Below are 21,263 nucleotides of genomic sequence, written 5' to 3'. Positions count from 1 at the left end.
TCCGGTCTGCGCCGCAATGACATGCGGGGAATGACACCATCTCGATACGCACTGAAACTTCGGAACATCCCTGTTTCGAGTTTCGCCGCTTCCGACATCATCGAATGGCTTCATGGCAGATCCTGAATGTGAGGAGGCCGCGGTGTGCCCGAAGTGTTTCGATTCGTACCTGCGCGGTCATATGCCCGGATGGCATAAGCATATGCATTAAGACGCTGAGCAATTCCGCAACCTCCATGATAATTTGCTGCACAGCGACAATTAATGTTTGGACGTCTTTACGTCCAAACGATTGTCATCCGGCAATCGGTCTGTCGACCGAGCGGCATATCAGCAGGGGGAGCAGTGAAAGAAGCAAAGAGTCATCGATCCAGATCAGACACATCGAGTCACTGGAAACGCAACCTTCTATTCTCGGCGCTATTGCTTGGCCCGGTTGCCACAAAAGCCCAGGACGTCAGTGCCGACGCTTCTGTTGCCGATCACACCAAGGCCAGGGCATTGGCAACGGTGGTGGTCACTGGCGAGCGAGGCACCGATACCACCGCTGGCAATAGCGCGGTGCCGATCACAGTGATTACCAGCGCAGACTTGCAGCGAACCGGCAAGGCCGGCCTCAAGCACATCCTGTCCACGCTTGATTCGTCCTTCAACCTGGCTGAAAACGCCTATGGCACGTCCGCATCGGTACGGCCTTTCACGATGCGCGGTTTCAGCGGGGACGAGGTGCTGGTGCTGATCAATGGCAAACGGCGCCACACATCGTCCTTCGTCAACAACGTCTCGACCTTCGCTGGCGGCAGCGCTCCGGTGGATCTGGATCTGATCCCGATCAGCGCGATCGACCATATCGAGATTCTGCACGACGGCGCTGCCGCGCAATACGGTTCCGATGCCATTGCCGGTGTCATCAACATCATCCTCAAGCGCGACAGCGATGGCGGCGAAGCGGATAGCACGTTCGGCAGCAACTACCACGACGGCGGCGCCACGGTGCAGCAGGAGCTCAACAAGGGTTTCAAGCTGGGCGACGGCGGTTTCATCAATGTGTCGCTGGACGCGCGCAGGCAGAATGCGGCGCCATTGCCGGTCTATCCGACGCTGTATCCGTCCAATCCTTTTTACACGCCATTGCCGGACGGATCACCGGATCCGCGCGAGGCCGCCGTGGATCGGCGTCATTTCGACAAGGGTTACGGACAGTCGACCAAGGATCACCTGCTGAATCTTGGCTACAACCTGGAGCTGCCGCTGAGCGATCAGTTGACGTTGTATTCGAATGCCACGCTGAGCTATCGCGATGTCGTCGCAGCGAGTACCGAGTACAACCCCAGCAGTGTGTATGACCTTACGGAAATCTATCCTGATGGGTTCCAGGCATATCGCCATATCTATGAGACCGACTATCAGTTCATCGGCGGCCTCAAGGGGCTGCTTGCGGGCTGGAACTGGGACCTGAGCAGCAGCTACGGTCGCGACCACGCTCGCCTGCATGGACAGAACACGCTCAATCCGTCCCTGGGTCCCGATAGTCCAACCAGCTTCTATCTCGGCGAACAGGACTTCGATCAGCTGACCACCAACCTCGACTTCACGCGCGCCTTCGATGCGGGACTGCATGGACCGTTGCAGGTCTCCTGGGGACTGGAGCAGCGTTGGGAGAAATATGCGCTTGGTGCCGGCGAACCCGATTCGTACATCAATGGCGGATACGTAAGCCCCGATGGTCCGTTTGCTGGCGTGCTGCGACGCGGCGGATTGCAGGCTTTCAACGGCTACACGCCGGATAACGCGACCACCCTGCAGCGTGATGTGTATGCCGGATACGCGGAAGCCGCGACGGACCTGACCGATCGTTGGCACGTCGATCTTGCCGGCCGCTACGAGCATTACAGCGACACGGCGCATGTACTCTCCGGACAACTCAGCACGCGCTTTGCGATCACTCCGCAGCTCGCCTTGCGCGGTTCGTTCGGGAACGGCTTTCGTGCGCCGTCACTGCAACAAGAGGGTTTCGCGACCACCGGTTTCAATACGGCCAATCTCGGCAACGGCTACCAGAGCATCGAGTCGTTGTGGCTGCGCGCGAACACGCCGGTCGCGGCGGCTCTGGGCGCCACGCCGCTGAAGCCCGAACGCTCGCGCAACCTCAGTGTCGGGCTGGTCTACAACCCGACCGATGCGTTGCATTTCAGCGTGGATGCTTACCAGGTGCGGATCGACGACTTCATCAGCGCCACGGGCTACATCTCGGGCGCAGCTGTGGCTTCGGTGCTGACGGGTTACGGCTACTCCGGCCTGGACAGCGTGAAGTTTTTCACCAACGCGGCGGACATCCGTAGTCGAGGCATCGATGCCTCGGCGTCGTGGCATCAGGAACTCGGCCGCTACGGTACTGTTGACTGGAGTTTCAGCGGCAACGTCAACCACCTTCATGTGCTGAAAACGGTTGCCACACCACCGCAGCTCAGCGCGCTGGGGCCAACCTATCAACTGCTCAACGCCGAAGCACAAGCCGAGATCACGCAAAGTAGCCCCAACAGAAAGCTGATCTTCGGCGGCGACTGGCAAATCGGCAAATTCGCTCTGCAGCTGCACGAGTCCCAGTACGGCAAATATCGCGAAGCCTACGGTGCGTGGTTCGACGCGCGCTGGATCACCGATCTGGAAGCGGATTATCAGCTCACGCCAGCGATCAACCTTGCGGTCGGCGCCAACAACTTGTTCGATGTGCGGCCCTTCAAGTCGGCCGTTGCGTTCTATCCGTCGCTGGGAGAAAGCTACTACGGCAACGTCTCGCCCTACGGTCTGAACGGTGGTTACTGGTATGCGCGCGTCGCCATCACGTTCTGAGGAAATTTCCATGACCCAATCACGCATTGATCGCCGGCTTTTTCTGAAAAGCGCGGGCGCCGCGGCGGGCGCTGCACTGTTGGCGCCCGGCTGGCTGGAGCCGGCACTGGCGGCGCCGCTCGGCTCGTTGGATTCAAAAGAGGCAACGATCCGCCTGTGCTTCAACGAGAATCCGTATGGCCCCTCGCCGCTCGCTGTGCAGGCCATCCAGCGCGAACTGGGAAAGGTAGTGCGATACGGGGACGAGAGCGCGGCGCATGCATTGGTCGAGCAACTCGCGGCATACGAACGACTGCCTTCGGATCATGTTTTGCCAGGCGAAGTGCTGGACGGGCTGGGACTGTATCTGGGGACCGAAGGCGGCGCGGGTGGCGAATTCATCTACTCGACGCCGGGTTACCTGGCTTTGGTGGATGCCACTTCGCGCGTGGGTGGCGTGAGCGTGCCGGTACCGCTGGACGCTTCGCAGCGGAACGATTTGCGTGCACTGGCGGCGAAGATCAACGCAAAGACACGTGCGATCTACCTGGTCAATCCGCACAACCCGAGCGGCACCGTCTGCGACAGCGCCGCGTTCAAAAGCTTTCTGCGCGAGGTGTCGCAGAAAGTACTGGTGATCGTCGATGAGGCTTACCTCGAGTACACCGACGACTTCGCCACGCGCAGCGCGGTGGACCTGGTGAGGGAAGGGGCCAACGTGGCCGTGTTTCGCACCTTTGCCAAGATCCATGGACTTGCCGGATTGCCCTTCGGCTATCTGCTTGCACCACCGCCGCTGGTATCGGCATTGCGCAAGGAAGGTGCGGGCACCGCGGAAGGTCTAGGTCGGCTTGCGATCGTTGCCGCCGGTGCGGCCCTGCAGGACAAGGCGTTACTTGATCGCAGTCGTCGTGCGGTCGCCGACGAACGGCGCATCTGGCTGTCGACGCTGAAGGATCTGAAATTGCCGCACAGCGAGACGGTAGCCAACTTCATTTTCTTCGATGCTGGTCGGCCACAGCCCGAACTGGCAGCTGCATTTTTGCAGCGAGGCATCGATATCGGCCGCAGCTTTCCGCCTCTGGCGCACTGGGCGCGCATCACCATCGGACTGCCTCGTGAAAACGCCAGGGCGCAGGCTGCATTGCGCGACATTCTCGCCGTGCGTTGAGCCGTGGCGTTCCATCACATCTCGCGATCGCCGATCAGCACCACGTCCGCAGGCCGGCGCGCGAAGAGTCCCACGGTGACGATGCCGGGCAATTGATTGAGTTCGCTTTCCAGCGCAGCCGGATCGGCAATCTGCCAGCCATGCACGTCGATGATCCAGTTGCCGTTGTCCGTGACCACACCATCGCGCCACACCGGCTGGCCGCCGCGCTTCACGATCTCGCGGCCGATCAGGCTGCGCGCCATCGGGATCACTTCAATCGGCACGGGAAACTTGCCGAGCAGATCGACGCGTTTGCTCGAGTCGATGATGCAGACGAACTTCTCGCTCGCGGCGGCGACGACCTTTTCGCGCGTCAGCGCCGCACCGCCACCCTTGATCAACCGTTTGTACGGATCGCACTCATCGGCGCCGTCGATGTAGATCGTCAGCGGGCCGGCCGAATTGAGATCGAGCACCGGAATGCCGAGCTTTTTCAAATGCGCGGTGGATTGATCCGAACTGGAGATGGCGCCCTGAATTCGGTCCTTGAGGTCGGCTAGCGCGTCGATGAAAAACGCGACCGTCGTGCCCGTGCCGACACCGACGATGGCGCCATCCTCGACGTAGCGGATCGCCGCTTCACCGGCCTGGCGTTTCTCGTTGGCGTTGCTCATGACATCGGTTCCGGAAAGGTTGGGAATAACGGAGAAGAGCGCGAGGCCGCGCTCATTCGAGTGTGAGGATGTAACGCCATTCGGCCGCGGCAACCGGCATCACCGACAGTCGGTTGCCTTTGCGCAGCAGCAGCATCTCGTCGAGTGCAGCGTGGCCCTTCAGTTCATCGAGGGTGATCACGCGCTTGAGCTTCTTCACGAATTCCACGTCGACCAGCATCCAGCGCGGATCCTCGCGCGAGCTTTTCGGATCGAAGTAGTGGCTCTTGGCATCGAACTGGCTGGGATCGGGATACGAATCGCTCGCCACTTCGGCGAGCCCGGCGATGCCCGGTTCGGCGCAGTTGGAATGATAGAAGAACACCTTGTCGCCAGGCTTCATGACGTCGCGCATGAAGTTGCGCGCCTGGTAATTACGCACGCCGTCCCACGCCTCCACGCGCTTGCGTTTGAGGTCGTCGATGGAAAATGTTTCAGGCTCCGATTTCATCAGCCAGTGTTTCATGCGTTTGCCTCATTGCCCGGGCTGTTGCAGTCGATGAGTTCGAGTTCGGTGGCGATAAAGTCGAGCGGAACGTCCCAGCTGGCGTCCTCGATCCGCGGCAGCTCCTGGAACGCGTACGCGATGCCGACAAGCAGGGGTTCGGTCGGCCGGACCTGTTCGTTGAGGAACGCGAAGCTGCGATCGTAATAGCCGCCGCCATAACCGAGCCGATGGCCGCGTCGGTCAAAACCGAGCAGCGGCACCAGCACCAGATCAAGCTGAAAAGGTTCGAGCAGTTCGCGCGGCTGCGCGGGTTCGGGAATGCCATGCTGATTCGGAAGCACATCTTCGCCGGATTGCCATGGCGCGAAACGCAGCCGCTTCCCGTCGCCGATCACCGGCAGCAAAAACTGCTGTCCGCGCGATGCCAACGGTGGAATCACCAGATTCAGCGGCAACTCGCCGTTGGTCGCCCAGTAGCCCGCGACGCGTGCGTCGGTGAGGTACTCGGGAAGTTGTTCGAGACTGCGGCGCAAACCCTGTGCCGCGGCAATGCGCTCGGCAGGTGACAACGCGCGCCGACGCTCGGATATGCTCTGGCGCTGTTCGCGGCGTTGGGCGATGGCGTCCACGTGTCGCGTCTCCGATCGAACCTCGCCTGGCAGCCGATCCCGGCCATCGTCGAGCGACGATGGCCGGGCCGGAAAGAAGTGGCGTCAACCGCGATGCCGCTGCCCACCAAACGACCTTGATCCAAAGTGGATCAGGTGGGAGGGCTACATGGCCTCAAGGCTTTCCGCACGCGGCGGACATGCACAACAGCCGATGTTAAGCCGACCCGGGGCCGTAATTAGGAACAAGGCAAATGTAAGAGTGTGCTGGCGCACATCGCAGAAAACGCCGAGGTCCATTTTAGGCGCTCGTTCCGGAATGTGCCACTGACCGCAGTCCGCCGAAGTTCATGCAGGGCGGCGTTCGCCCCGAATCAATCAGCGCCTGGCGGCTTCACTTTCAAGCGCGGCGTCGAGTTTCTGACGCAAGGTCGCGAGCCCGTCGCTGAGGCGTTGCCCCTGTCCATCGTGTTGCTTGCGCAGGGTCAGAAAATCGTGGGTGACGCTGATGGCGGTCAGCACAGCCAAGCGTTCAAAGCTTGGCGCTTTCGCGTTCGCGCGCAATTCGCGCATCTTGCGATCGAGAAAACTTGCAGCCTCAAGCAGGCCCTCGCGCTCTTCCGGCGAGCAGGCAATCAGAAATTCGCGATCGATCAGGCGCAGCGTTACCGGATCACTGACGGGCGTATTCATCAGCTATTGCTCTCGAGTGATTTGAGGCGCTGGATCATCGCCTCGACGCGACTGCGCGCTTGTTCGTTGCGCGCCAGCAAGCCGGCACGTTCGCCCGACAACTGCTCCTGGCTGTGCCGCAGACTGCGGTTTTCTTCGGTGAGCCGTCGCACGGTGTCGAGCAGCCGGTCGAGCTTCTGGCTCAAGGCTGCAAGCTCCTCGCGGACAGGGTCGGACGAAGCAAGATCGGGCGTGGTCATGCGCGAAACTATAACAGGACGCTGACGGAAATCTGTGCGCCACAGGGCTACATCGGATGGCAGATATCGCCAGTGCATTAAACTGTGGAACACACCTTATCGGAGCGCTGACATGACCATTGCCGAACCCGTTGGCCATGACGAAATCGATGCCCTGGTCGTGCGGCTGCGGCTGGGCACGGATGCGAGCGAGCTGCATGGATCGCTGTGCGGTTATATCGCCGGTGGCGGATCATTGCGCGGCACCTCGGTGCTGGCTGCGTTGCAGCTCGACGGCGAAGTCACCGACGTTGCACCCAACGACATAGCGTTGCTCGATCGTCTCGCTCGTCAGTGCGAATCGGAACTCGCCGATCCGGAACTGGGCTTCGAACCGCTGTTGCCCGAAGACGATCGGCCGCTGGCCGAACGCGCCGAAGCCACCGTCGAATGGTGTCGCGGTTTTCTCGGCGGCTTTGGTCTCGCGGGAACATCGGCGCACGCGAACTTGTCGGACGAGGCACAGGAAGTGTTGCGCGATCTGGGTGTCATCGCCGCCTCGTCGTTCGATTTCGACAATCAGGAAGAGGACGAAGACGCGCTGATCGAAGTGCATGAATTCGTGCGCATCGGCGCCATGCTTCTGCATGCGGAATGTGCCGCGCACGATTCGTCCAGCGGCACCGTGCATTGAATTCCAGCGCTTCAGTTATTGGGGCGCCAGCTATTGCGCCCGATGAATTCGCACGTCGCCGTCGTCAGCTGATGCAGATGGCCGGCGAGGACGCGGTGCTGCTTGTGGCCGCCGCGCCGGAACGCATGCGAAATGCTGATGCGGCATGGCCGTATCGGCAGGATTCGGATTTCCATTATCTCGCGGGCTTTCCGGAATCAGACGCCATCCTCGCGCTGCTTCCCGGCCGACGGCATGGCGAAGTGGTGATGTTCTGCCGCGAGCGCGATCCCGAACGCGAGCGTTGGCACGGCCCGTCGATCGGCACCGAGCGAGCGGTTTCCGACTACGGCATGGACGACGCGTTTCCGATCGACGATATCGACGACATCCTGCCGGGGATGATCGAAGGCCGTGGCCGTGTGTACTGTCATTTCGGCCGCGAACCGGATTTCGACGCGCAGCTGCTCGGCTGGATGCGCCGCCTGCGCCAGCTGCGCGGCGGCGGTGTGGTGCCGAAGGAATTCGTCGCGCTCGGTCATCTGCTGCACGACCTGCGTCTGTACAAATCGCGCGCCGAGCTGAAACTCATGCGCGCCTCCGCGTCGATCGCCGTCGAGGCTCATCTCGCAGCGCTGAGTGTTGCCACGCCCGGACGACGCGAATACGAAGTCGAAGCCGAATTGTTGCGCGTCGTGCGCGGCCGCGGCGCGGTTCCTGCGTTCGCTCCGATCGTGGCCGGTGGTCCCAACGCCTGCGTCATGCACTATCAAAGCCGTCGCGCGACGCTTCGCGATGGCGAGCTGTTGCTGATCGATGCCGGTGCGGAGCTCGATTGCTACGCGTCGGATATCAGTCGTACATTTCCGGTCAACGGTCGCTACAACCGCGAGCAGCGCGCGCTGTATGAAGTAGTGCTGGCAGCGCAACTGGCAGCGATTGACGAAGTGCGTCCTGGCCGATCTTTCAGTGCCGCGCACAACGCAGCGGTTCGCGTGCTCACGGAAGGTCTATGCGCACTCGGCCTGCTCAAGGTTGATGCCGATGCCGCCATCGCGTCGGGCAGCTACCAGCGTTTTTATCCCGCCAAGACGGGCCACTGGCTGGGTCTGGACGTCCACGACGTCGGCGACTACCGCGTCAACGACGAATCGCGATTGCTCGAACCGGACATGGTGCTGACAGTGGAACCCGGCCTCTACATCGCACCCGACGATCGCACCGTCGCCGAACGCTGGCGCGGCATCGGCATCCGCATCGAGGACGACGTGGCGGTGACACGCGACGGTTGCGAGGTGCTTACCGCGGCGATGCCAAAATCGGCCGACGAGATTGAAGCCTTGCTGGCTTCCCGCTAACTCAACTCATCAGGTAAGCCCGCGTCATCATCGCGCACGCGATTGGCTTCGTCGGTGGCGTGGATTTCGTACCACATCGCATTGAGGATCGCGAAGGCGCACGCCAGTCCGAGCCCGAGGATCCATGAGAAATACCACATGCCGCCGTACTCCTTTCAATAGCCGCCGTGCGCCTTGCGCACCTGTTCGAGAGTGACGCGTCCGCGCATCACGCGGTACACCCAGCTCGTGTAAAGCATGACGATCGGCAACAACACGGCGGTGACGACAAGCATCGTCTGCAGCGTGCCGCGGCTTGACGACGCGTCCCATACGGTGAGGCTGGAACCCGGATCGAGGCTGGACGGAAGCAGGAACGGAAACAACGCAAATCCGGCCGACGCGATCGTGCTGCCCACCATCAAGCTGCTTGCGATGAAACCCGTCGCGTTGCGGCGGCCGATCAGTACCTGCACGGCGACTGCCGACACCAGTGCCAGCAATGGCGCGAACCAGAACCATGGATATTGCAGATAACCGGCGAACCACGTGCCACCGACGGCCACCTGCTTGTACAAAGGATTGGACGCGCCGTCGGTGATCGCATTGCCGGCGATGGCATAACCGGGAATGCCGTAGGCGAGCCACACGCCGGCGAGCACATAAAACACGGCGTACAGCAGCGTCATCCACCGCGCGATTTTTACCGCACGCGCGGCAATCGCGTGATCGGCTTTCAGCGCGGCCCAGCACGCGCCGTGCGCCAGCAGCATGCTCAACGACACCAACCCGGCCAGCAGTGCAAACGGATGCAGCAGATCGAAGAATCCACCCTGCCAAGTCATGCGCAGGTCGCCATCGAATCGAAACGGCACGCCGAGAAACAGATTGCCGAAAGCCACGCCGGCCACCAGCATCACCACTAGGCCTGACGCAGTCAGTACCCAATCCCACAGCGATACCCAGCGCGGATCGTGAATCTTGCCGCGAAAATTGAAACCCACCGGACGCAGGATGAAAGCCAGCAGCACGAGTGCGATCGCAAAGTACATGCCGGAAAAAGACACCGCATAAAGCATCGGCCACGCGGCGAAGGTCGCGCCGCCGGCCAGAATGAACCACACCTGGTTGCCCTCCCACGTCGGCTCGATGCCTTCGAGCAGCACATGGCGTTCCTCGTTGTCGCGGCCGAGCACTTTCAGCAGGCCGGCGACGCCGAAGTCGAAGCCGTCCATGATCGCGAAGCCGATCAGCAGCGTGCCGAGCAGGGCCCACCAGATCACTCGCAGCGTGGCGTAGTCGAACATGGCCTGCTCCTAGTCTTGCATGGACGGACGATGCGACGGGTCGGCGCCGGCCAACGGCCAGATGCCCAACCCATCGGGACCCTTGCGGGTGAATTTCAGCATCAGCGTGACATCGACGATCGCCAGCGCGGTGTAGAACAGCAGGAATCCGCCGAGTGACGTGAGCACTTGTCCGGCACTCACCGACGACACGCCGAGCGCGGTGGGAAGCACGCCCTCGATCGCCCAGGGCTGGCGCCCGTATTCGGCAACGATCCACCCCAGCTCGATCGCCAACCACGGCAGCGGCAGACTCCACAGCGCCAGCCGCAGATACCAGCGCTGTGTATCGAGCCGCCGCCTGCTGGCTTTCCAGAACGAGAGCGCAAACAGCGCGATGAAATAGAAACCGCAACCGACCATGATGCGGAACGACCAGAACAGCACCGGCACATTCGGGATCGTGCTGTCGGCTGCTTTCTGGATATCCGCCGGCGTGGCCTTGCGCGGATCGTCGACATATTTTTTCAGCAGCAGCGCGTAACCCAGGTCCTTGTCGTGTGCAGCCAGCGTGGCCTTGGCCTGCGTGTTGTTGCGGTCCTGCCGCAACACCAGCATGGCGTCGTACGCCTGGATGCCGGTGCCGATGCGGCCCTTGGCAGTGTCCACGAGCTCGGCGATACCGGGCATCGTTTCGTCCGTGGAATGCGTGCCGATCAAACCCATCACCCAGGGAATCTTCACCGCGAAATGCGTCGTGTGATTCGCGACGTCAGGCAGGCCGATGAGGGTGAACGGCGCGGGCGCCGGTTCGGTTTTCCACATCGCCTCGATCGAGGCCATTTTCATTTTCTGGTTCAGCGATACGGTGTAACCAGAAGCATCGCCGAGCACCACCACCGACAACGCCGCCGCCAGACCGAAGCTCGCCGCCACCGTCATCGAACGCTTGGCGAAATCCACGTTGCGCCCCCGCAGCAGATACCACGCGCTGATCGACAGCACGAACATCGAACCCATCACGTAGCCAGCGCTCACCGTGTGCACGAACTTGTCCTGCGCCACCGGGTTGAACACCACGTCGGCAAACGACGTCACTTCCATGCGCATCGTCTGCGGGTTGAACGCCGCGCCGACCGGGTGCTGCATCCACGCGTTGGCGATCAGGATCCACAACGCCGACAAGCTTGTCGCCAACGCGAGGAACCACGTCACCAGCAGATGCTTGATGCGCGAGATGCGATCCCAGCCCATGAAGAACACGCCGATCAACGTGGCTTCGAGAAAGAATGCCATCATCCCTTCGATCGCCAGTGGCGCGCCAAAGATGTCGCCGACGTAATGCGAGTAATACGCCCAGTTCATGCCGAACTGGAATTCCATCGTGACGCCGGTGGCCACGCCCATCGCGAAATTGATGCCGAACAGCACGCCCCAAAACTGCACCATGCGCTTCCATACTTCGCGCCCGGTCATCACGTAGACGCTTTCCATCACGGCCAGAATCCACACCAGCCCCAGCGTGAGCGGCACGAACAGGAAGTGGTACATCGCCGTCAGCGCGAACTGCAGGCGCGACAACGTGACGACATCGGAGTCGATGATCATGGGTGGCCTGCGTTGGCATGTTGCGAGGAAGGTGCGAGCCGTTGCGCAATCGCATCGGCACTGGCGTCGGGTTTCGGATGCGGCGCAAACGCCACCCACCAGATCACCATCAGCACGGTGATCTTCAGCACGACGATGCCCAACAATTCGAGCGTCAGCCTGCGCAGCGGTCGCCGCGCAATGCTGGTCTTTGCCGACGAGGAAACGGGTGCCGTGTAGCTGGACATGCTAGGTATCCGTGCTTTGGCTGAGTGCAGCATACGCTGGTGGGGCGTGGGGCTGATGTGGAGAAATGTCGCAGAGGACGAGTGATGTGGACACACGGTTCTTGTGCCATGTCGGAAGGCCAGTATCGCTGCGCGATTTCGACCTTCGCCGGAATGACCAAAGTGAGTGTTCTGAAACAACGTGGAGCTTTCTCAGTGCAACACCCAGCAAGAACAATAAGCAGCTATGCCGTTGCGACGATCTCCGTACCAATTGTCTGTTCAAATCTCTCGCAAAGATCTATTCAACCAACGCAAACGCATCCCGTGTCAGATTCTCCGGCCCACCCTCGGTACAAACCACGTCATCCTCGATGCGGATGCCGCCGTATTGGCGGAAGGCGTCAACCCGGGCCCAGTCGATATCGCGTGACACCGGCTTGTCGCGCAGGTCCGCCAGCAACATGTCGATGAAATAGAGCCCCGGTTCGATGGTGACGACCATGCCGGGTTCGAGCACGCGGGTCATGCGCAAATACGGATGTCCGTCCGGACGCGCGATGCTGCCGCCGCTCTCGCTCTGCTGGAAACCGGCGACGTCATGCACCTGCAGGCCGATCGGATGACCGAGACCGTGTGGGAAAAATGCACTGCTCACGCCGGACTCGACTGCGCTTTCCGCACTCATGCGGATGAAGCCATGCTCGCGCAACACGCCGGCAAGCACGTGATGCGCGTGGATGTGCAGGTCGGGGTAACTCTGCCCTGCGAGCACCGTAGCGGCAAAACCCTGTTGCGCATTTTCCACGCTGTTGATCAGCGCCTGGAATTCCGCTGCCTGCGGCGATGCGTAAGTTCGCGTGATGTCGCTGGCGTAACCGGCGGCACTCGCGCCGGCATCGATCAGGAACGAGCGGCTTTGCTTCGGTGGCGTGCGATCGAAATGCGTGTAGTGAAGTACGGCGCCGTGTTCGTTCAGCGCGACAATGCTGGCGTAGGGCAGCTCGGCATCGATCTGTCGCGCGGCGGCGAGATACGCCAGGTGGATCTCCAGTTCGCTCTTGCCCGCGCGAAACGCCTGTTCCGCCGCGCGATGCGCGCACGCACCGATGCGACTGGCTTCGCGCATCAAGGCAAGTTCGTAAGGTGTCTTGTAACTGCGATGCCAGTGCAGGTAGTCGATCACCGCCGGTGGATTGTTGGCATCGGGCATCGCTTCGATCGGCGCGATCACCGCGCGCTTGCCGCCGGATAATTCGGTCAGGGCATCGGCTGCGCTGCGCACGATGATGATGTCGAAATGTTCCACCCAGTAGCCGCTCGGCGCCTGCGGTACCACGTGCCAGTAGTCGCGCGGCTGCACGAACACCAGCTTCGGTTTCCCGCCGGGCGTGTAGATGATCCAGCTGCCCGGTGCATCGGTCAGCGGCAACCAGTGCTTGAAGTGCGGGCTGACCGTGAACGGATAATCCTGGTCGTCGAGAAATTTGCGCAGCGGCGAACCGGCGGCGATCAGCAGGCTGTCGAAACCACCGATGGCCAGCGCGTGGTCGGCACGTTCGCACAGCGTGGACAGATGCGCGGGATAGAGCGAAGCGAATGATTCGGGCATGGACATTCCTGCGAAGCGGAAGAATCCGGCCCTGCTGTCCCACGCATCGAACACTCTTGATCGGTCGCGATGGCATGGCGCGAAGGGCGGATGCCCATGATCGCGCGCCAACGTCGCGCGTGCCAGCCAATCATCGCCGGCACTACGCCTGGGTGAGCCAGCTTTCCAGCCGTGCCGCGTCAGCGTCGCTGATCGCCACGATGCGATATCCGGCCCAGATTTGTCCGGGCGTCGCGGCGGGTTCGTTCCATTGTTCCTGGATGCCCAGTTCGATCGGCTGCGATTGAGTCAGCAGACGGCCGGATTCCGCCAGCGCCATGCTCACCTGATAGATGGCTTCGCTGCGCGGTGCCTTCGAGCTGATCAGCAGCATGCCGGTGCTGGAGAGATTGCCCAACTGGCCCATGGGCAGGCCGGTGATCACGTCGGTGACCAGCGCGGTGAAGGTGGCGCGCTTGCGTTCGGCGCGGCGTTGATTGCTGGGATGCGCACTCATCAGCGATCGAACTCCTGCTGCGGATGGGCACGTCGCGACACCGGCGTCAGGCTGCCGGTGAGTCCACGCCACGCGCGATCGAGCAAGCCTTCGCGCTGCTCCAGGACCTCACTGGCGCGACCGCTCGCAATTTCGTGGGCGAGCTGGGTCAGCGTCATTTCGTCGCCACGCTGACCGCGTCGGCTGATCATCAGGCAACGGCCGGACATCGGCGAATACCAGGCAAGTTTGCGTCGAGCGATTTGCTTGGTGAGCGGATCGACGAATTCGAACCAGCTTCCGAACGGCAGCTCGCGCAGGTGCTGCTCGATCTTCTGCGCGCGTGCGTCGGCGACGGGAGCAGTCGCAGCGATCGGCGTAGACGGCGCTGGTGTTTCAACAGCGGGCGCGGCATTCGTGACCAGTGGCGTCGGCTGTTTGGGTTGTTCTGATCGCGAGGGCTGCGCCGGTTGCGAGGGCGGCGCTGGTTGTGGCAATGGCGTCGCGACCGGCGCCTTCGCAACAGGTTCCTGGGTGGATTGCTGCTCGCCCAGTCGCTGATGCTGCTTGAGCTTCATCGCCAGATCGGTAGCGCTGGGCAGATCGACCGCTGGGTCCGGTACGCCCGAACCGAGCAGACGTTGCGCGACTTGTTCGGCTTCTTCCGCGTGCATGCCGATCTGCTGCAGGCCAGCTTCCACTTCCTGCTGCAACTGCTTTGCGTCTGTGACCGGAAGCCTTCCGAGCAACTGATCAGTAATGGTCAGTTGCGCGTCGAACGCGTCGCTGTTTTCGCCGTGACGCAACAGCGTCAGTGCCAGCACGTCGGACCAGGCGCGATCGAGCAGGGCGCGCAGCAATCCGCGTGGCGACGACTGCGCAAATCGCTCGGCCATGAATTCGGCGGCGCGACGACGCGCCTGATCCAGCCGCTCGCGACCTTGCGCTGCTTCCACGTGACGGCGTTCGGCGGCCTGCGCCTTGCGCGTGAGCAGTGCGAGGTGGTGCTCGATATCGGCCAGCAGTGCGGTGTACAAACCGGCACTCGGCGGTTCCTGGCTCGCGCGCTGGACCAGTTGCTCAAGTTTGGCGGCGAGCGGCCGATTGCTCTCGTCGTCGCTGCCGTCCAGCCAGTCGTTCGCGGTCGCGGTGACGGTGTCGAGCAGGCGACGCGCGGGATGCTCTTTCTTCTCGAAGAATTCGCGATCGGTGACCGCAACGCGCAGCACCGGCAATTGCAGGTCGCTGAGCAATGCACGCGCATTGCCGCCCTTCTGCAACTGCTCGCCGAGTTGCTCGAACAGCATCGCTACCAGTTCTACCGTGTCGCCCTGTTCGCCGCTCAACTGCGTGCGCGGCGCACCGACGGGATTGTTGACGTTGAGCTGGGTGAGCAGTTCCTCGCGCAATCGTTGTGCGCTGCGCAGTTCGCGGCTGGCGTGGTCGGTGACTTGCGCGAGATGCTGCTGCAGCGCGCCGAGTGCAAGCTGCAATTCGTCGGCGCTGGCTGCACGCCCCGGTGCCTGGCCATCGCTGGCCTGCGCACCACGCTGTTGCGCGAGCAGGTTGCGCAGTGATTCCAGTACCTCGATGGAGCCACCGGCGTGCTGCGGGGCCGAACCGGCGGCAGCCGGCGCAGGTTGACTCGCGACCGCGGCGGTTTCTTCCACTCCGCTGCGGGCGCGCTTGGTGAGGTTGCGCGGGATCGACATGCTGCGCAGTTTCGGCAGGATGCCGTCGCCCTGCAGCTGCGCGTTGATCGCCTCGTATACCGGCGCGAGTTTCTGCACCAGCGATTCGAAATGCTGCAGCATCATCACGTGATGCGCGAGCGGCAGCTTGAGCTCGCCGATGGCTTCATGGAACGCCTTGGCCAGCGCGTGCGGGCCGATCGGCAATGCCTCCGATTCCAGCGGCGGCGCGCCAACCAGTACGGCGAAGCGATAACCCAGTTCGTACAGCACCGGACCATGGCGTACATCGCCACGTGCTCCGAGCTGCTCGACCGTCATGCTCAATTCCTGCTCGACCGGATCGAGCAGTTCCAGCGAATCCCACGCCGGGGCGTCGGCAGATGCGTCGGCCTTGCCGGCGGGTGTACCGAGAGCATTGATGGCCTCGCCGAGGTTTTCCATGAAATGCTGCTCGAACGCCGCGCGCTCCTGCAGCACGCGCTGACGGCTGGCGAAGCAATCCTGCTGTTCGGCGGGATGCCGTGCACGTTCGGCGAGCGCGAACAGTTCCTGCTCGAACTCGCCCAGGCAATGGCGCAACGGTTCGTGCATGCCTTCCACGCACAGCGCGTAGCTCGACTCCAGCAGACGTTGCGCACGCGCAGGCCAGCGTCCGCCGCGCAGACGAACGGGCTGATGGGACGCGGGCGGCCGCCTGTCCTGACCTGCTTCCATGAACGAACCTGATTTCCCCGGGATGCCGGCAGTTTAAGCCGGATGCCGCGGGTTCGCCATCGGCCGGAAAGCCTGCTCAGTCGAGGAAGCTGGCGATCACGTCGTTGAGGAATCGCTGGCCGAGGGCGGTGGTCTGCAACTGCTCGCCGTTCTCGATCAGCCACCCGCGTGCGCATGCGGTGGCGAGCGCGGGCCCGATGCGTTCGAGCGGCAGGCCGGTGCGTTCGGCGAATTCACGCATCGGCACACCGTCGATCAATCGCAGCGCGTTCAACATGTACTCGAACGGTCGTTCGGATGCTTCGACCGTGCTGTCGCCGCCGATCCTCGACACAGCGCCGGCAGCTTCCATATAGGCGCGCGGGTGGCGGGTCTTCCAGCGACGATGAATCTGCCCGTTTCCCGCGTCGCTCAGCTTGCCGTGCGCACCGGCCCCGATGCCGAGATAGTCGCCGAAGTGCCAGTAGTTCAGATTATGTGTGCAGCGCCGGCCGGGCTGGGCGTAGGCGGAAATTTCGTACTGGCCGTAGCCGGCGTCGGCGAGCCGCTGCTCGCAGGCCTCCTGCATCGCCCATGCGTGATCGTCGTCGGGAAGCGGCGGCGGATTCGCGGCAAACGCCGTGTTCGGTTCCAGCGTGAGTTGATAGTGGGAAATGTGCGTGGGCTGCAGCAACGCCGCGTGATCGACATCGGCCAGCGCGCCCTGCAGCGTCTGCTGCGGCAGCGCATACATCAGGTCGAGGTTGATGTTGCGATAGCCGGCGTCCTGCGCGGATTTCACCGCGGCTTCGGCTTCGTTCGACGAGTGGATGCGACCCAGCCGCTTCAGCTTGTCGTCGTCGAAACTCTGCACGCCGAATGACATGCGATTGATGCCGGCCGCGAGATAGCCATCGAAGTTTCCGTGTTCGACCGTGCCCGGGTTGGTCTCGAGCGTGACCTCGGCGTCGTCGACGAACGGCAGCCGCTCGCGAACGCCATCGAGCAGTCGCTCGATCAGTTCCGGCGCGAACAGGCTCGGCGTGCCGCCGCCGAAAAAAATGCTGACGATAGGCCGGCCAACCAGCGCCTGCGCGAAATCAACGCGATCGGCATCCAGGTCGGCGAGCAGGTGATCGATGTAGTCGGCATACGGTGGCGGTTCGCTGCGCAGTCCGTGCGAGTTGAAATCGCAGTACGGACACTTCTTCACGCACCAGGGCATGTGGATGTACAGCGACAGCGGTGGAGCAAGCAGGCTCATGCCGAGGCGTGCAGTTCCGCCAGCCGCGCGTGGAGTTTCGCCAGTGCCTGGCCGCGATGACTGAGCCGGTTTTTCAGCGCGACATCCATTTCGGCCACGCTCTGTTCGCAGCCCTCGGGGAGAAACACCGGGTTGTAACCGAAGCCGCCGTCGCCGCGACCGGCGTGGAGAATGCGCCCGTACCAGCGACCTTCCGCGATCAATGGCGCTGGATCATCCGCGTGCTGCAACAGCACCAGCACGCAGATGAAGAACGCGCCGCGTCGCTCTGCCGGCACGCCTTCCAGTTCGCGCAACAGTTTGGCGTTGTTGGCCGCGTCGTCTCCGTGGCCACCGCTGTAACGCGCGGAGTACAGGCCTGGCGCGTTGTGCAGATATTCCACGCACAGGCCGGAATCGTCGGCCAGCGCCGGCAGGCCGGTGGCTTGCGCAGCGTTGCGTGCTTTCAGCAGCGCGTTCTCGACGAAGGTGAGGCCGGTTTCATCGGCGTCTTGCACACCGAGGCTGGCCTGCGGCACAACGTCGAAGCCGCTGCCCGCAAACAGCTCACCGAATTCGGTGAGCTTGCCGCGATTGCTGCTGGCGAGTACCACGCGTTGAAGCATTTCGATATCCAATCCCGATGATCGGTTTACGGCGCCAGCGCCGCGCGCTGGGCAAGCACCAGTTCGCCGATGCCTTTCTCGGCGAGCGCGAGCAGGGCGTCCATTTCGTCGCGACGGAACGCATGACCTTCGGCCGTGCCTTGCACTTCGATGAAACCGCCGCCGTCGTTCATCACCACATTCATGTCGGTGTCGCAGTTCGAGTCTTCGGCGTAATCCAGATCAAGCACCGGCATGCCCTGATAGATGCCGACCGAGATCGCAGCCACCGCGCCGACGATCGGATTGCGCTTGAGATTTTCGCGCTTCATCAGCAAATTCACCGCATCGACCAGTGCGACATACGCGCCGGTGATTGCTGCAGTGCGCGTGCCGCCATCGGCCTGCAGTACGTCGCAATCGAGAGTGATGACGCGTTCGCCCAGTGCCTGGCGATTTACGCAAGCGCGCAGCGAGCGGCCGATCAGGCGCTGGATTTCCATAGTGCGCCCACCCTGGCCGCCGCGTGCGGCTTCGCGCTGCATGCGTGTGTTGGTAGCGCGCGGCAGCATGCCGTATTCGGCAGTGACCCAGCCTTCGCCCTTGCCGCGCAACCATGCCGGCGCGCGATCCTCGACGCTCGCTGTGCACAGCACGCGCGTATCGCCGAAGCTCACCAGCACCGAACCTTCGGCGTGGCGCGTGTAGTGACGTTCGATGCTGACGGCGCGCAACTGATCGCTGGCGCGGCCACTGGGGCGAGTAACGGAATTCATGGATGGTTCCTGGCGTCGCCATGCCGAATTGGGCAAGGCGTGACCGGAGAGTTTACCATTGCGCTCTTTCCCAACGTCCGGGCGCACCGATGATCCGCAGCATGACGGCTTACGCCAGCGCCGAAACCACGAGCCCCGCCGGTACGCTCAGCTGCGAATTGCGCACAGTCAATCATCGTTATCTGGAACTGAGCCCGCGCTTGCCGGAAGACCTGCGCAATGTCGAATCGCAATTGCGCGAGCGCATCGCGGCGAAACTTTCGCGCGGCAAGCTGGATATCACGGTGCGACGGACGGGTGGCGATTCGCAGCGCGAATCGCCACAAATCAACAACGCGCTCTTGCTCGAACTGTCCGAACTGCATCTGGATATGGCGTCGCGTTTCCCGGGATTGACCGTCGACTTCACCGAACTGCTGCGTTTCCCTGGAGTCATGCGCCAGGCCGAAACAGATCCTGAAACTCAGCAAGCCGCCCTGTTCGACGTACTCGATCGCGCACTCGACGCACTTACCGCCACGCGCGAGCGCGAGGGCGAAAAACTTGGCGAAATCCTGCGCGACAAACTCGACGGCATCGAACGCGTGGTGGCCGACGTGCGCAGCTGGATGCCGGACATTAGAGCAGCGCTGCGCACGCGACTGGAAACGCGTCTGGCCGATCTCAAGCAGCCAGTTGAGCCGGGCCGGCTGGAACAGGAACTCGTGCTTCAGATCACGCGCACCGACGTCGACGAAGAACTCGATCGCCTCAGCACGCACATCGGCGAAACTCGCCGCGTGCTGGGTTTGAAAGAGCCGGTCGGTCGTCGGCTGGATTTCCTGATGCAGGAGTTCAACCGCGAAGCAAACACGCTCGGTTCCAAGTCGGTCGACGCACGCAGCACCAACGCCGCCGTGGAATTGAAAGTGCTGATCGAGCAGATGCGCGAACAGGTGCAGAACATCGAATGACGCCGAAAGATCTGCAAAGAGCCGACCGGGAAACCCGATATTGAAGGCATGAAACGATTGCCTGTGTCGGCAACGTGGAAACAAGTGCAATGAATGCGCAAACCAGGAATATCCCGGTACTCAACGGAATTCGGGCGCTGGCGATAGCCATCGTGTTTGCGTCGCACGCCTCGAACATTTTCTTCAATGGCGCCCTGACCGGCTTCGGCGGTGGACAACTCGGCGTGATGCTGTTCTTCGTTCTGAGCGGATTCCTGATGGCCTGTCTATACATGGAGAGGCCGGCGACGGTCAGCGCGCAGCGCGACTTCGTCGTCAATCGATTGGCGCGCATCTACCCGATGTTTTTCGTCGTTGTCGCGGGATGTTTCATCATCCGCGTGTCGGCCGCGGCGCTCTGGGTATATCCGATAGACACGTGGCACGAGTTGTTCGAGCACCTCGGATTTGTTCGTGGCTATGAAGTGCTCTGGACGATCGGTGCGGAAGTGATCTTCTACGTGCTGTTTCTGGTCTTGTGGAAAACGCGTAATGCGGGGCCGACATCACTTTTCATCGGCATGGTTGCTGCCATGGTCTTTGCCGCATGGGTACCACTGGATATCAAGGGCAACAATTCGGTAATCAATCTCCACGACAAGCTTCCGTATTTCATTCTGGGATGCCTGCTCGGAATGCGCTCCGAGCTTATTCTGTCTGTCGATCCGGTTGGCCATAAAGCCGCTGCAACTGCAGCGTTCTGGATCAGTCTGTTGGCGTACGTAGCCAGCCTCCCGCAGATTCTCCGGCTAGCAATTCCCTTGCCCCGAGAATTTCTTGCCCATCCGGATGTGATGGCATGGGCCAGCCCGTTCTACCTTGTGGCAACGACGGCGCTGTTCGTCACGGCTGTACGCGCGCGGCCCTGGATATTGACGAACAAGGCAGCAGTTTTCATCGGGAAAATTTCCTTCTCGTTTTATCTGCTGCACTACATGGTCCTGGAGAACGTGCGCACGGTAATGCCAACCCATCCCCTGCGTTCCATCGCTCTGGCACTCATGGTGACAATGGTCCTGTCCGCGCTTTCTTATGCAACCGTTGAAGTGCCGATGCGAAATTGGATCAGGCGAATTGGAAGCGGTCGCAGAAAGGAAAAGGGAATCCCGAAGCAGTCTCTCCCGGACGACCATCCCATGCCGGTTTCCCCCGCCATATCCGATAACCGTTAGTGCCGTTGGACAAGCGGACAATAGGCGGATCGTCCCGGGGGAAGTGAACGGGTGGGCGCGGAATCGCAGGCAGTCACCGGCAATCATGGCGATCCGCACGCGGAGGCCGCCCTGCCTATCGCTATACTTGCAACGATGAATCAAAGTTTGATTTTCCGAACCGTGGGCTTTGCGAGAACGTCTGAGCTTTCTGGCAAATCTTCACGCGGCGCGGGACCAGGCAAAA

Annotated in this window: 21 protein-coding genes and 1 other RNA gene; 6 read left to right on the top strand and 16 right to left on the bottom strand. The window is 62.0% G+C overall.

The window, feature by feature from the left end:
* Positions 1-345 precede the first annotated feature (345 nt).
* Positions 346-2,853: a TonB-dependent receptor gene (locus GSQ73_RS01430; protein ID WP_158880279.1), complete on the top strand. Its 2,508-nt coding sequence runs from the start codon at positions 346-348 to the stop codon at positions 2,851-2,853.
* Positions 2,854-2,863: 10 nt separating this feature from the next.
* Positions 2,864-4,003, top strand: coding sequence for a histidinol-phosphate transaminase (locus GSQ73_RS01425; RefSeq protein WP_158880276.1), 1,140 nt, complete (start codon positions 2,864-2,866; stop codon positions 4,001-4,003).
* 14 nt (positions 4,004-4,017) lie between these two features.
* Here the strand turns inward: GSQ73_RS01425 and rpiA are convergent, their stop codons facing one another.
* The 6 genes from rpiA to GSQ73_RS01395 form a co-directional block, all read right to left on the bottom strand.
* Positions 4,018-4,659 (bottom strand): ribose-5-phosphate isomerase RpiA, encoded by a 642-nt coding sequence (gene rpiA / locus GSQ73_RS01420; RefSeq protein ID WP_158880273.1) that lies wholly within the window; start codon positions 4,657-4,659, stop codon positions 4,018-4,020.
* A gap of 52 nt (positions 4,660-4,711) precedes the next feature.
* Positions 4,712-5,164 carry an EVE domain-containing protein gene (locus tag GSQ73_RS01415; protein WP_158880270.1) on the bottom strand — a complete coding sequence of 151 codons (453 nt, stop codon included), beginning with the start codon at positions 5,162-5,164 and terminating at the stop codon, positions 4,712-4,714.
* Positions 5,161-5,775, bottom strand: coding sequence for a 5-formyltetrahydrofolate cyclo-ligase (locus tag GSQ73_RS01410; RefSeq protein WP_158880267.1), 615 nt, complete (start codon positions 5,773-5,775; stop codon positions 5,161-5,163). Before GSQ73_RS01410 ends, GSQ73_RS01415 begins: the two co-directional genes overlap by 4 nt.
* Before the next feature lie 81 nt (positions 5,776-5,856).
* Positions 5,857-6,043, bottom strand: a non-coding RNA gene (gene ssrS / locus GSQ73_RS01405) — 6S RNA.
* A gap of 89 nt (positions 6,044-6,132) precedes the next feature.
* Positions 6,133-6,447 (bottom strand): cell division protein ZapA, encoded by a 315-nt coding sequence (locus GSQ73_RS01400; RefSeq protein WP_158880264.1) that lies wholly within the window; start codon positions 6,445-6,447, stop codon positions 6,133-6,135.
* Positions 6,447-6,686: a TIGR02449 family protein gene (locus tag GSQ73_RS01395; RefSeq protein ID WP_158880261.1), complete on the bottom strand. Its 240-nt coding sequence runs from the start codon at positions 6,684-6,686 to the stop codon at positions 6,447-6,449. The genes GSQ73_RS01400 and GSQ73_RS01395 overlap by 1 nt, the downstream gene beginning before the upstream one ends.
* Before the next feature lie 112 nt (positions 6,687-6,798).
* On the opposite strand from GSQ73_RS01395, the gene GSQ73_RS01390 reads away from it, so the two are divergent.
* A complete protein-coding gene (locus GSQ73_RS01390) occupies positions 6,799-7,359 on the top strand; it encodes a UPF0149 family protein (RefSeq protein ID WP_158880258.1) in 561 nt (186 codons plus the stop codon).
* Positions 7,320-8,696: an aminopeptidase P N-terminal domain-containing protein gene (locus GSQ73_RS01385; RefSeq protein WP_158880255.1), complete on the top strand. Its 1,377-nt coding sequence runs from the start codon at positions 7,320-7,322 to the stop codon at positions 8,694-8,696. The genes GSQ73_RS01390 and GSQ73_RS01385 overlap by 40 nt, the downstream gene beginning before the upstream one ends.
* On the opposite strand, the gene cydX is transcribed toward GSQ73_RS01385, so the two are convergent.
* The 10 genes from cydX to rph form a co-directional block, all read right to left on the bottom strand.
* Positions 8,693-8,836 (bottom strand): cytochrome bd-I oxidase subunit CydX, encoded by a 144-nt coding sequence (gene cydX / locus GSQ73_RS01380; protein ID WP_158880252.1) that lies wholly within the window; start codon positions 8,834-8,836, stop codon positions 8,693-8,695. The genes GSQ73_RS01385 and cydX overlap by 4 nt on opposite strands.
* A 15-nt stretch (positions 8,837-8,851) precedes the next feature.
* A complete protein-coding gene (cydB, locus tag GSQ73_RS01375; RefSeq protein WP_158880249.1) occupies positions 8,852-9,982 on the bottom strand; it encodes a cytochrome d ubiquinol oxidase subunit II in 1,131 nt (376 codons plus the stop codon).
* Between the two features lie 9 nt (positions 9,983-9,991).
* On the bottom strand, positions 9,992-11,569 hold the full coding sequence (locus tag GSQ73_RS01370; RefSeq protein ID WP_158880247.1) for a cytochrome ubiquinol oxidase subunit I: 1,578 nt from the start codon (positions 11,567-11,569) through the stop codon (positions 9,992-9,994).
* Complete coding sequence (gene cydP, locus GSQ73_RS01365; protein WP_158880244.1) at positions 11,566-11,796, bottom strand: cytochrome oxidase putative small subunit CydP; 231 nt, start codon at positions 11,794-11,796, stop codon at positions 11,566-11,568. The genes GSQ73_RS01370 and cydP overlap by 4 nt, the downstream gene beginning before the upstream one ends.
* 280 nt (positions 11,797-12,076) lie before the next feature.
* Positions 12,077-13,387, bottom strand: a complete 1,311-nt coding sequence (gene pepQ / locus GSQ73_RS01360; RefSeq protein ID WP_158880241.1) for a Xaa-Pro dipeptidase — start codon at positions 13,385-13,387, stop codon at positions 12,077-12,079.
* A 142-nt stretch (positions 13,388-13,529) separates the two neighbouring features.
* The gene (locus GSQ73_RS01355) at positions 13,530-13,883 is read right to left on the bottom strand and encodes a PilZ domain-containing protein (protein ID WP_158880238.1); all 354 of its coding nucleotides are present in this window, start codon (positions 13,881-13,883) and stop codon (positions 13,530-13,532) included.
* Entirely contained in the window at positions 13,883-16,270 is a 2,388-nt protein-coding gene (locus tag GSQ73_RS01350; RefSeq protein WP_158880235.1) for a DUF1631 family protein, read from the bottom strand. The genes GSQ73_RS01355 and GSQ73_RS01350 overlap by 1 nt, the downstream gene beginning before the upstream one ends.
* Before the next feature lie 76 nt (positions 16,271-16,346).
* Entirely contained in the window at positions 16,347-17,513 is a 1,167-nt protein-coding gene (gene hemW / locus GSQ73_RS01345) for a radical SAM family heme chaperone HemW (protein ID WP_158880232.1), read from the bottom strand.
* Positions 17,510-18,118 carry an RdgB/HAM1 family non-canonical purine NTP pyrophosphatase gene (rdgB, locus tag GSQ73_RS01340; RefSeq protein WP_158880229.1) on the bottom strand — a complete coding sequence of 203 codons (609 nt, stop codon included), beginning with the start codon at positions 18,116-18,118 and terminating at the stop codon, positions 17,510-17,512. Before rdgB ends, hemW begins: the two co-directional genes overlap by 4 nt.
* 26 nt (positions 18,119-18,144) lie before the next feature.
* Complete coding sequence (gene rph, locus GSQ73_RS01335; RefSeq protein WP_158880226.1) at positions 18,145-18,873, bottom strand: ribonuclease PH; 729 nt, start codon at positions 18,871-18,873, stop codon at positions 18,145-18,147.
* An 89-nt stretch (positions 18,874-18,962) separates the two neighbouring features.
* Here rph and GSQ73_RS01330 point away from each other — a divergent pair, with 89 nt between their 5' ends.
* Both GSQ73_RS01330 and GSQ73_RS01325 read left to right on the top strand, forming a co-directional pair.
* Positions 18,963-19,826 (top strand): YicC/YloC family endoribonuclease, encoded by an 864-nt coding sequence (locus tag GSQ73_RS01330; protein ID WP_158880223.1) that lies wholly within the window; start codon positions 18,963-18,965, stop codon positions 19,824-19,826.
* 89 nt (positions 19,827-19,915) lie between these two features.
* On the top strand, positions 19,916-21,037 hold the full coding sequence (locus GSQ73_RS01325) for an acyltransferase (RefSeq protein ID WP_158880220.1): 1,122 nt from the start codon (positions 19,916-19,918) through the stop codon (positions 21,035-21,037).
* Positions 21,038-21,263 lie beyond the last annotated feature (226 nt).

The organism is Rhodanobacter sp. L36 (assembly GCF_009765755.1).
GTDB lineage: Bacteria > Pseudomonadota > Gammaproteobacteria > Xanthomonadales > Rhodanobacteraceae > Rhodanobacter.
Note: the sequence above shows the minus strand (reverse complement) of the source record. Positions and strands in the feature narration are given on the sequence as shown.

Bases quoted from the DNA above. Each gene is read 5' to 3' on its own strand.
- GSQ73_RS01425 (WP_158880276.1), top strand. From the start codon at position 2,864: ATGACCCAATCACGCATTGATCGCCGGCTTTTTCTGAAAAGCGCGGGC.
- rpiA (WP_158880273.1), bottom strand. From the start codon at position 4,659: ATGAGCAACGCCAACGAGAAACGCCAGGCCGGTGAAGCGGCGATCCGC.
- GSQ73_RS01415 (WP_158880270.1), bottom strand. From the start codon at position 5,164: ATGAAACACTGGCTGATGAAATCGGAGCCTGAAACATTTTCCATCGAC.
- GSQ73_RS01400 (WP_158880264.1), bottom strand. From the start codon at position 6,447: ATGAATACGCCCGTCAGTGATCCGGTAACGCTGCGCCTGATCGATCGC.
- GSQ73_RS01395 (WP_158880261.1), bottom strand. From the start codon at position 6,686: ATGACCACGCCCGATCTTGCTTCGTCCGACCCTGTCCGCGAGGAGCTT.
- GSQ73_RS01390 (WP_158880258.1), top strand. From the start codon at position 6,799: ATGACCATTGCCGAACCCGTTGGCCATGACGAAATCGATGCCCTGGTC.
- GSQ73_RS01385 (WP_158880255.1), top strand. From the start codon at position 7,320: ATGTGCCGCGCACGATTCGTCCAGCGGCACCGTGCATTGAATTCCAGC.
- cydX (WP_158880252.1), bottom strand. From the start codon at position 8,836: ATGTGGTATTTCTCATGGATCCTCGGGCTCGGACTGGCGTGCGCCTTC.
- cydB (WP_158880249.1), bottom strand. From the start codon at position 9,982: ATGTTCGACTACGCCACGCTGCGAGTGATCTGGTGGGCCCTGCTCGGC.
- GSQ73_RS01370 (WP_158880247.1), bottom strand. From the start codon at position 11,569: ATGATCATCGACTCCGATGTCGTCACGTTGTCGCGCCTGCAGTTCGCG.
- cydP (WP_158880244.1), bottom strand. From the start codon at position 11,796: ATGTCCAGCTACACGGCACCCGTTTCCTCGTCGGCAAAGACCAGCATT.
- pepQ (WP_158880241.1), bottom strand. From the start codon at position 13,387: ATGCCCGAATCATTCGCTTCGCTCTATCCCGCGCATCTGTCCACGCTG.
- GSQ73_RS01355 (WP_158880238.1), bottom strand. From the start codon at position 13,883: ATGAGTGCGCATCCCAGCAATCAACGCCGCGCCGAACGCAAGCGCGCC.
- GSQ73_RS01350 (WP_158880235.1), bottom strand. From the start codon at position 16,270: ATGGAAGCAGGTCAGGACAGGCGGCCGCCCGCGTCCCATCAGCCCGTT.
- hemW (WP_158880232.1), bottom strand. From the start codon at position 17,513: ATGAGCCTGCTTGCTCCACCGCTGTCGCTGTACATCCACATGCCCTGG.
- rdgB (WP_158880229.1), bottom strand. From the start codon at position 18,118: ATGCTTCAACGCGTGGTACTCGCCAGCAGCAATCGCGGCAAGCTCACC.
- rph (WP_158880226.1), bottom strand. From the start codon at position 18,873: ATGAATTCCGTTACTCGCCCCAGTGGCCGCGCCAGCGATCAGTTGCGC.
- GSQ73_RS01330 (WP_158880223.1), top strand. From the start codon at position 18,963: ATGATCCGCAGCATGACGGCTTACGCCAGCGCCGAAACCACGAGCCCC.
- GSQ73_RS01325 (WP_158880220.1), top strand. From the start codon at position 19,916: ATGAATGCGCAAACCAGGAATATCCCGGTACTCAACGGAATTCGGGCG.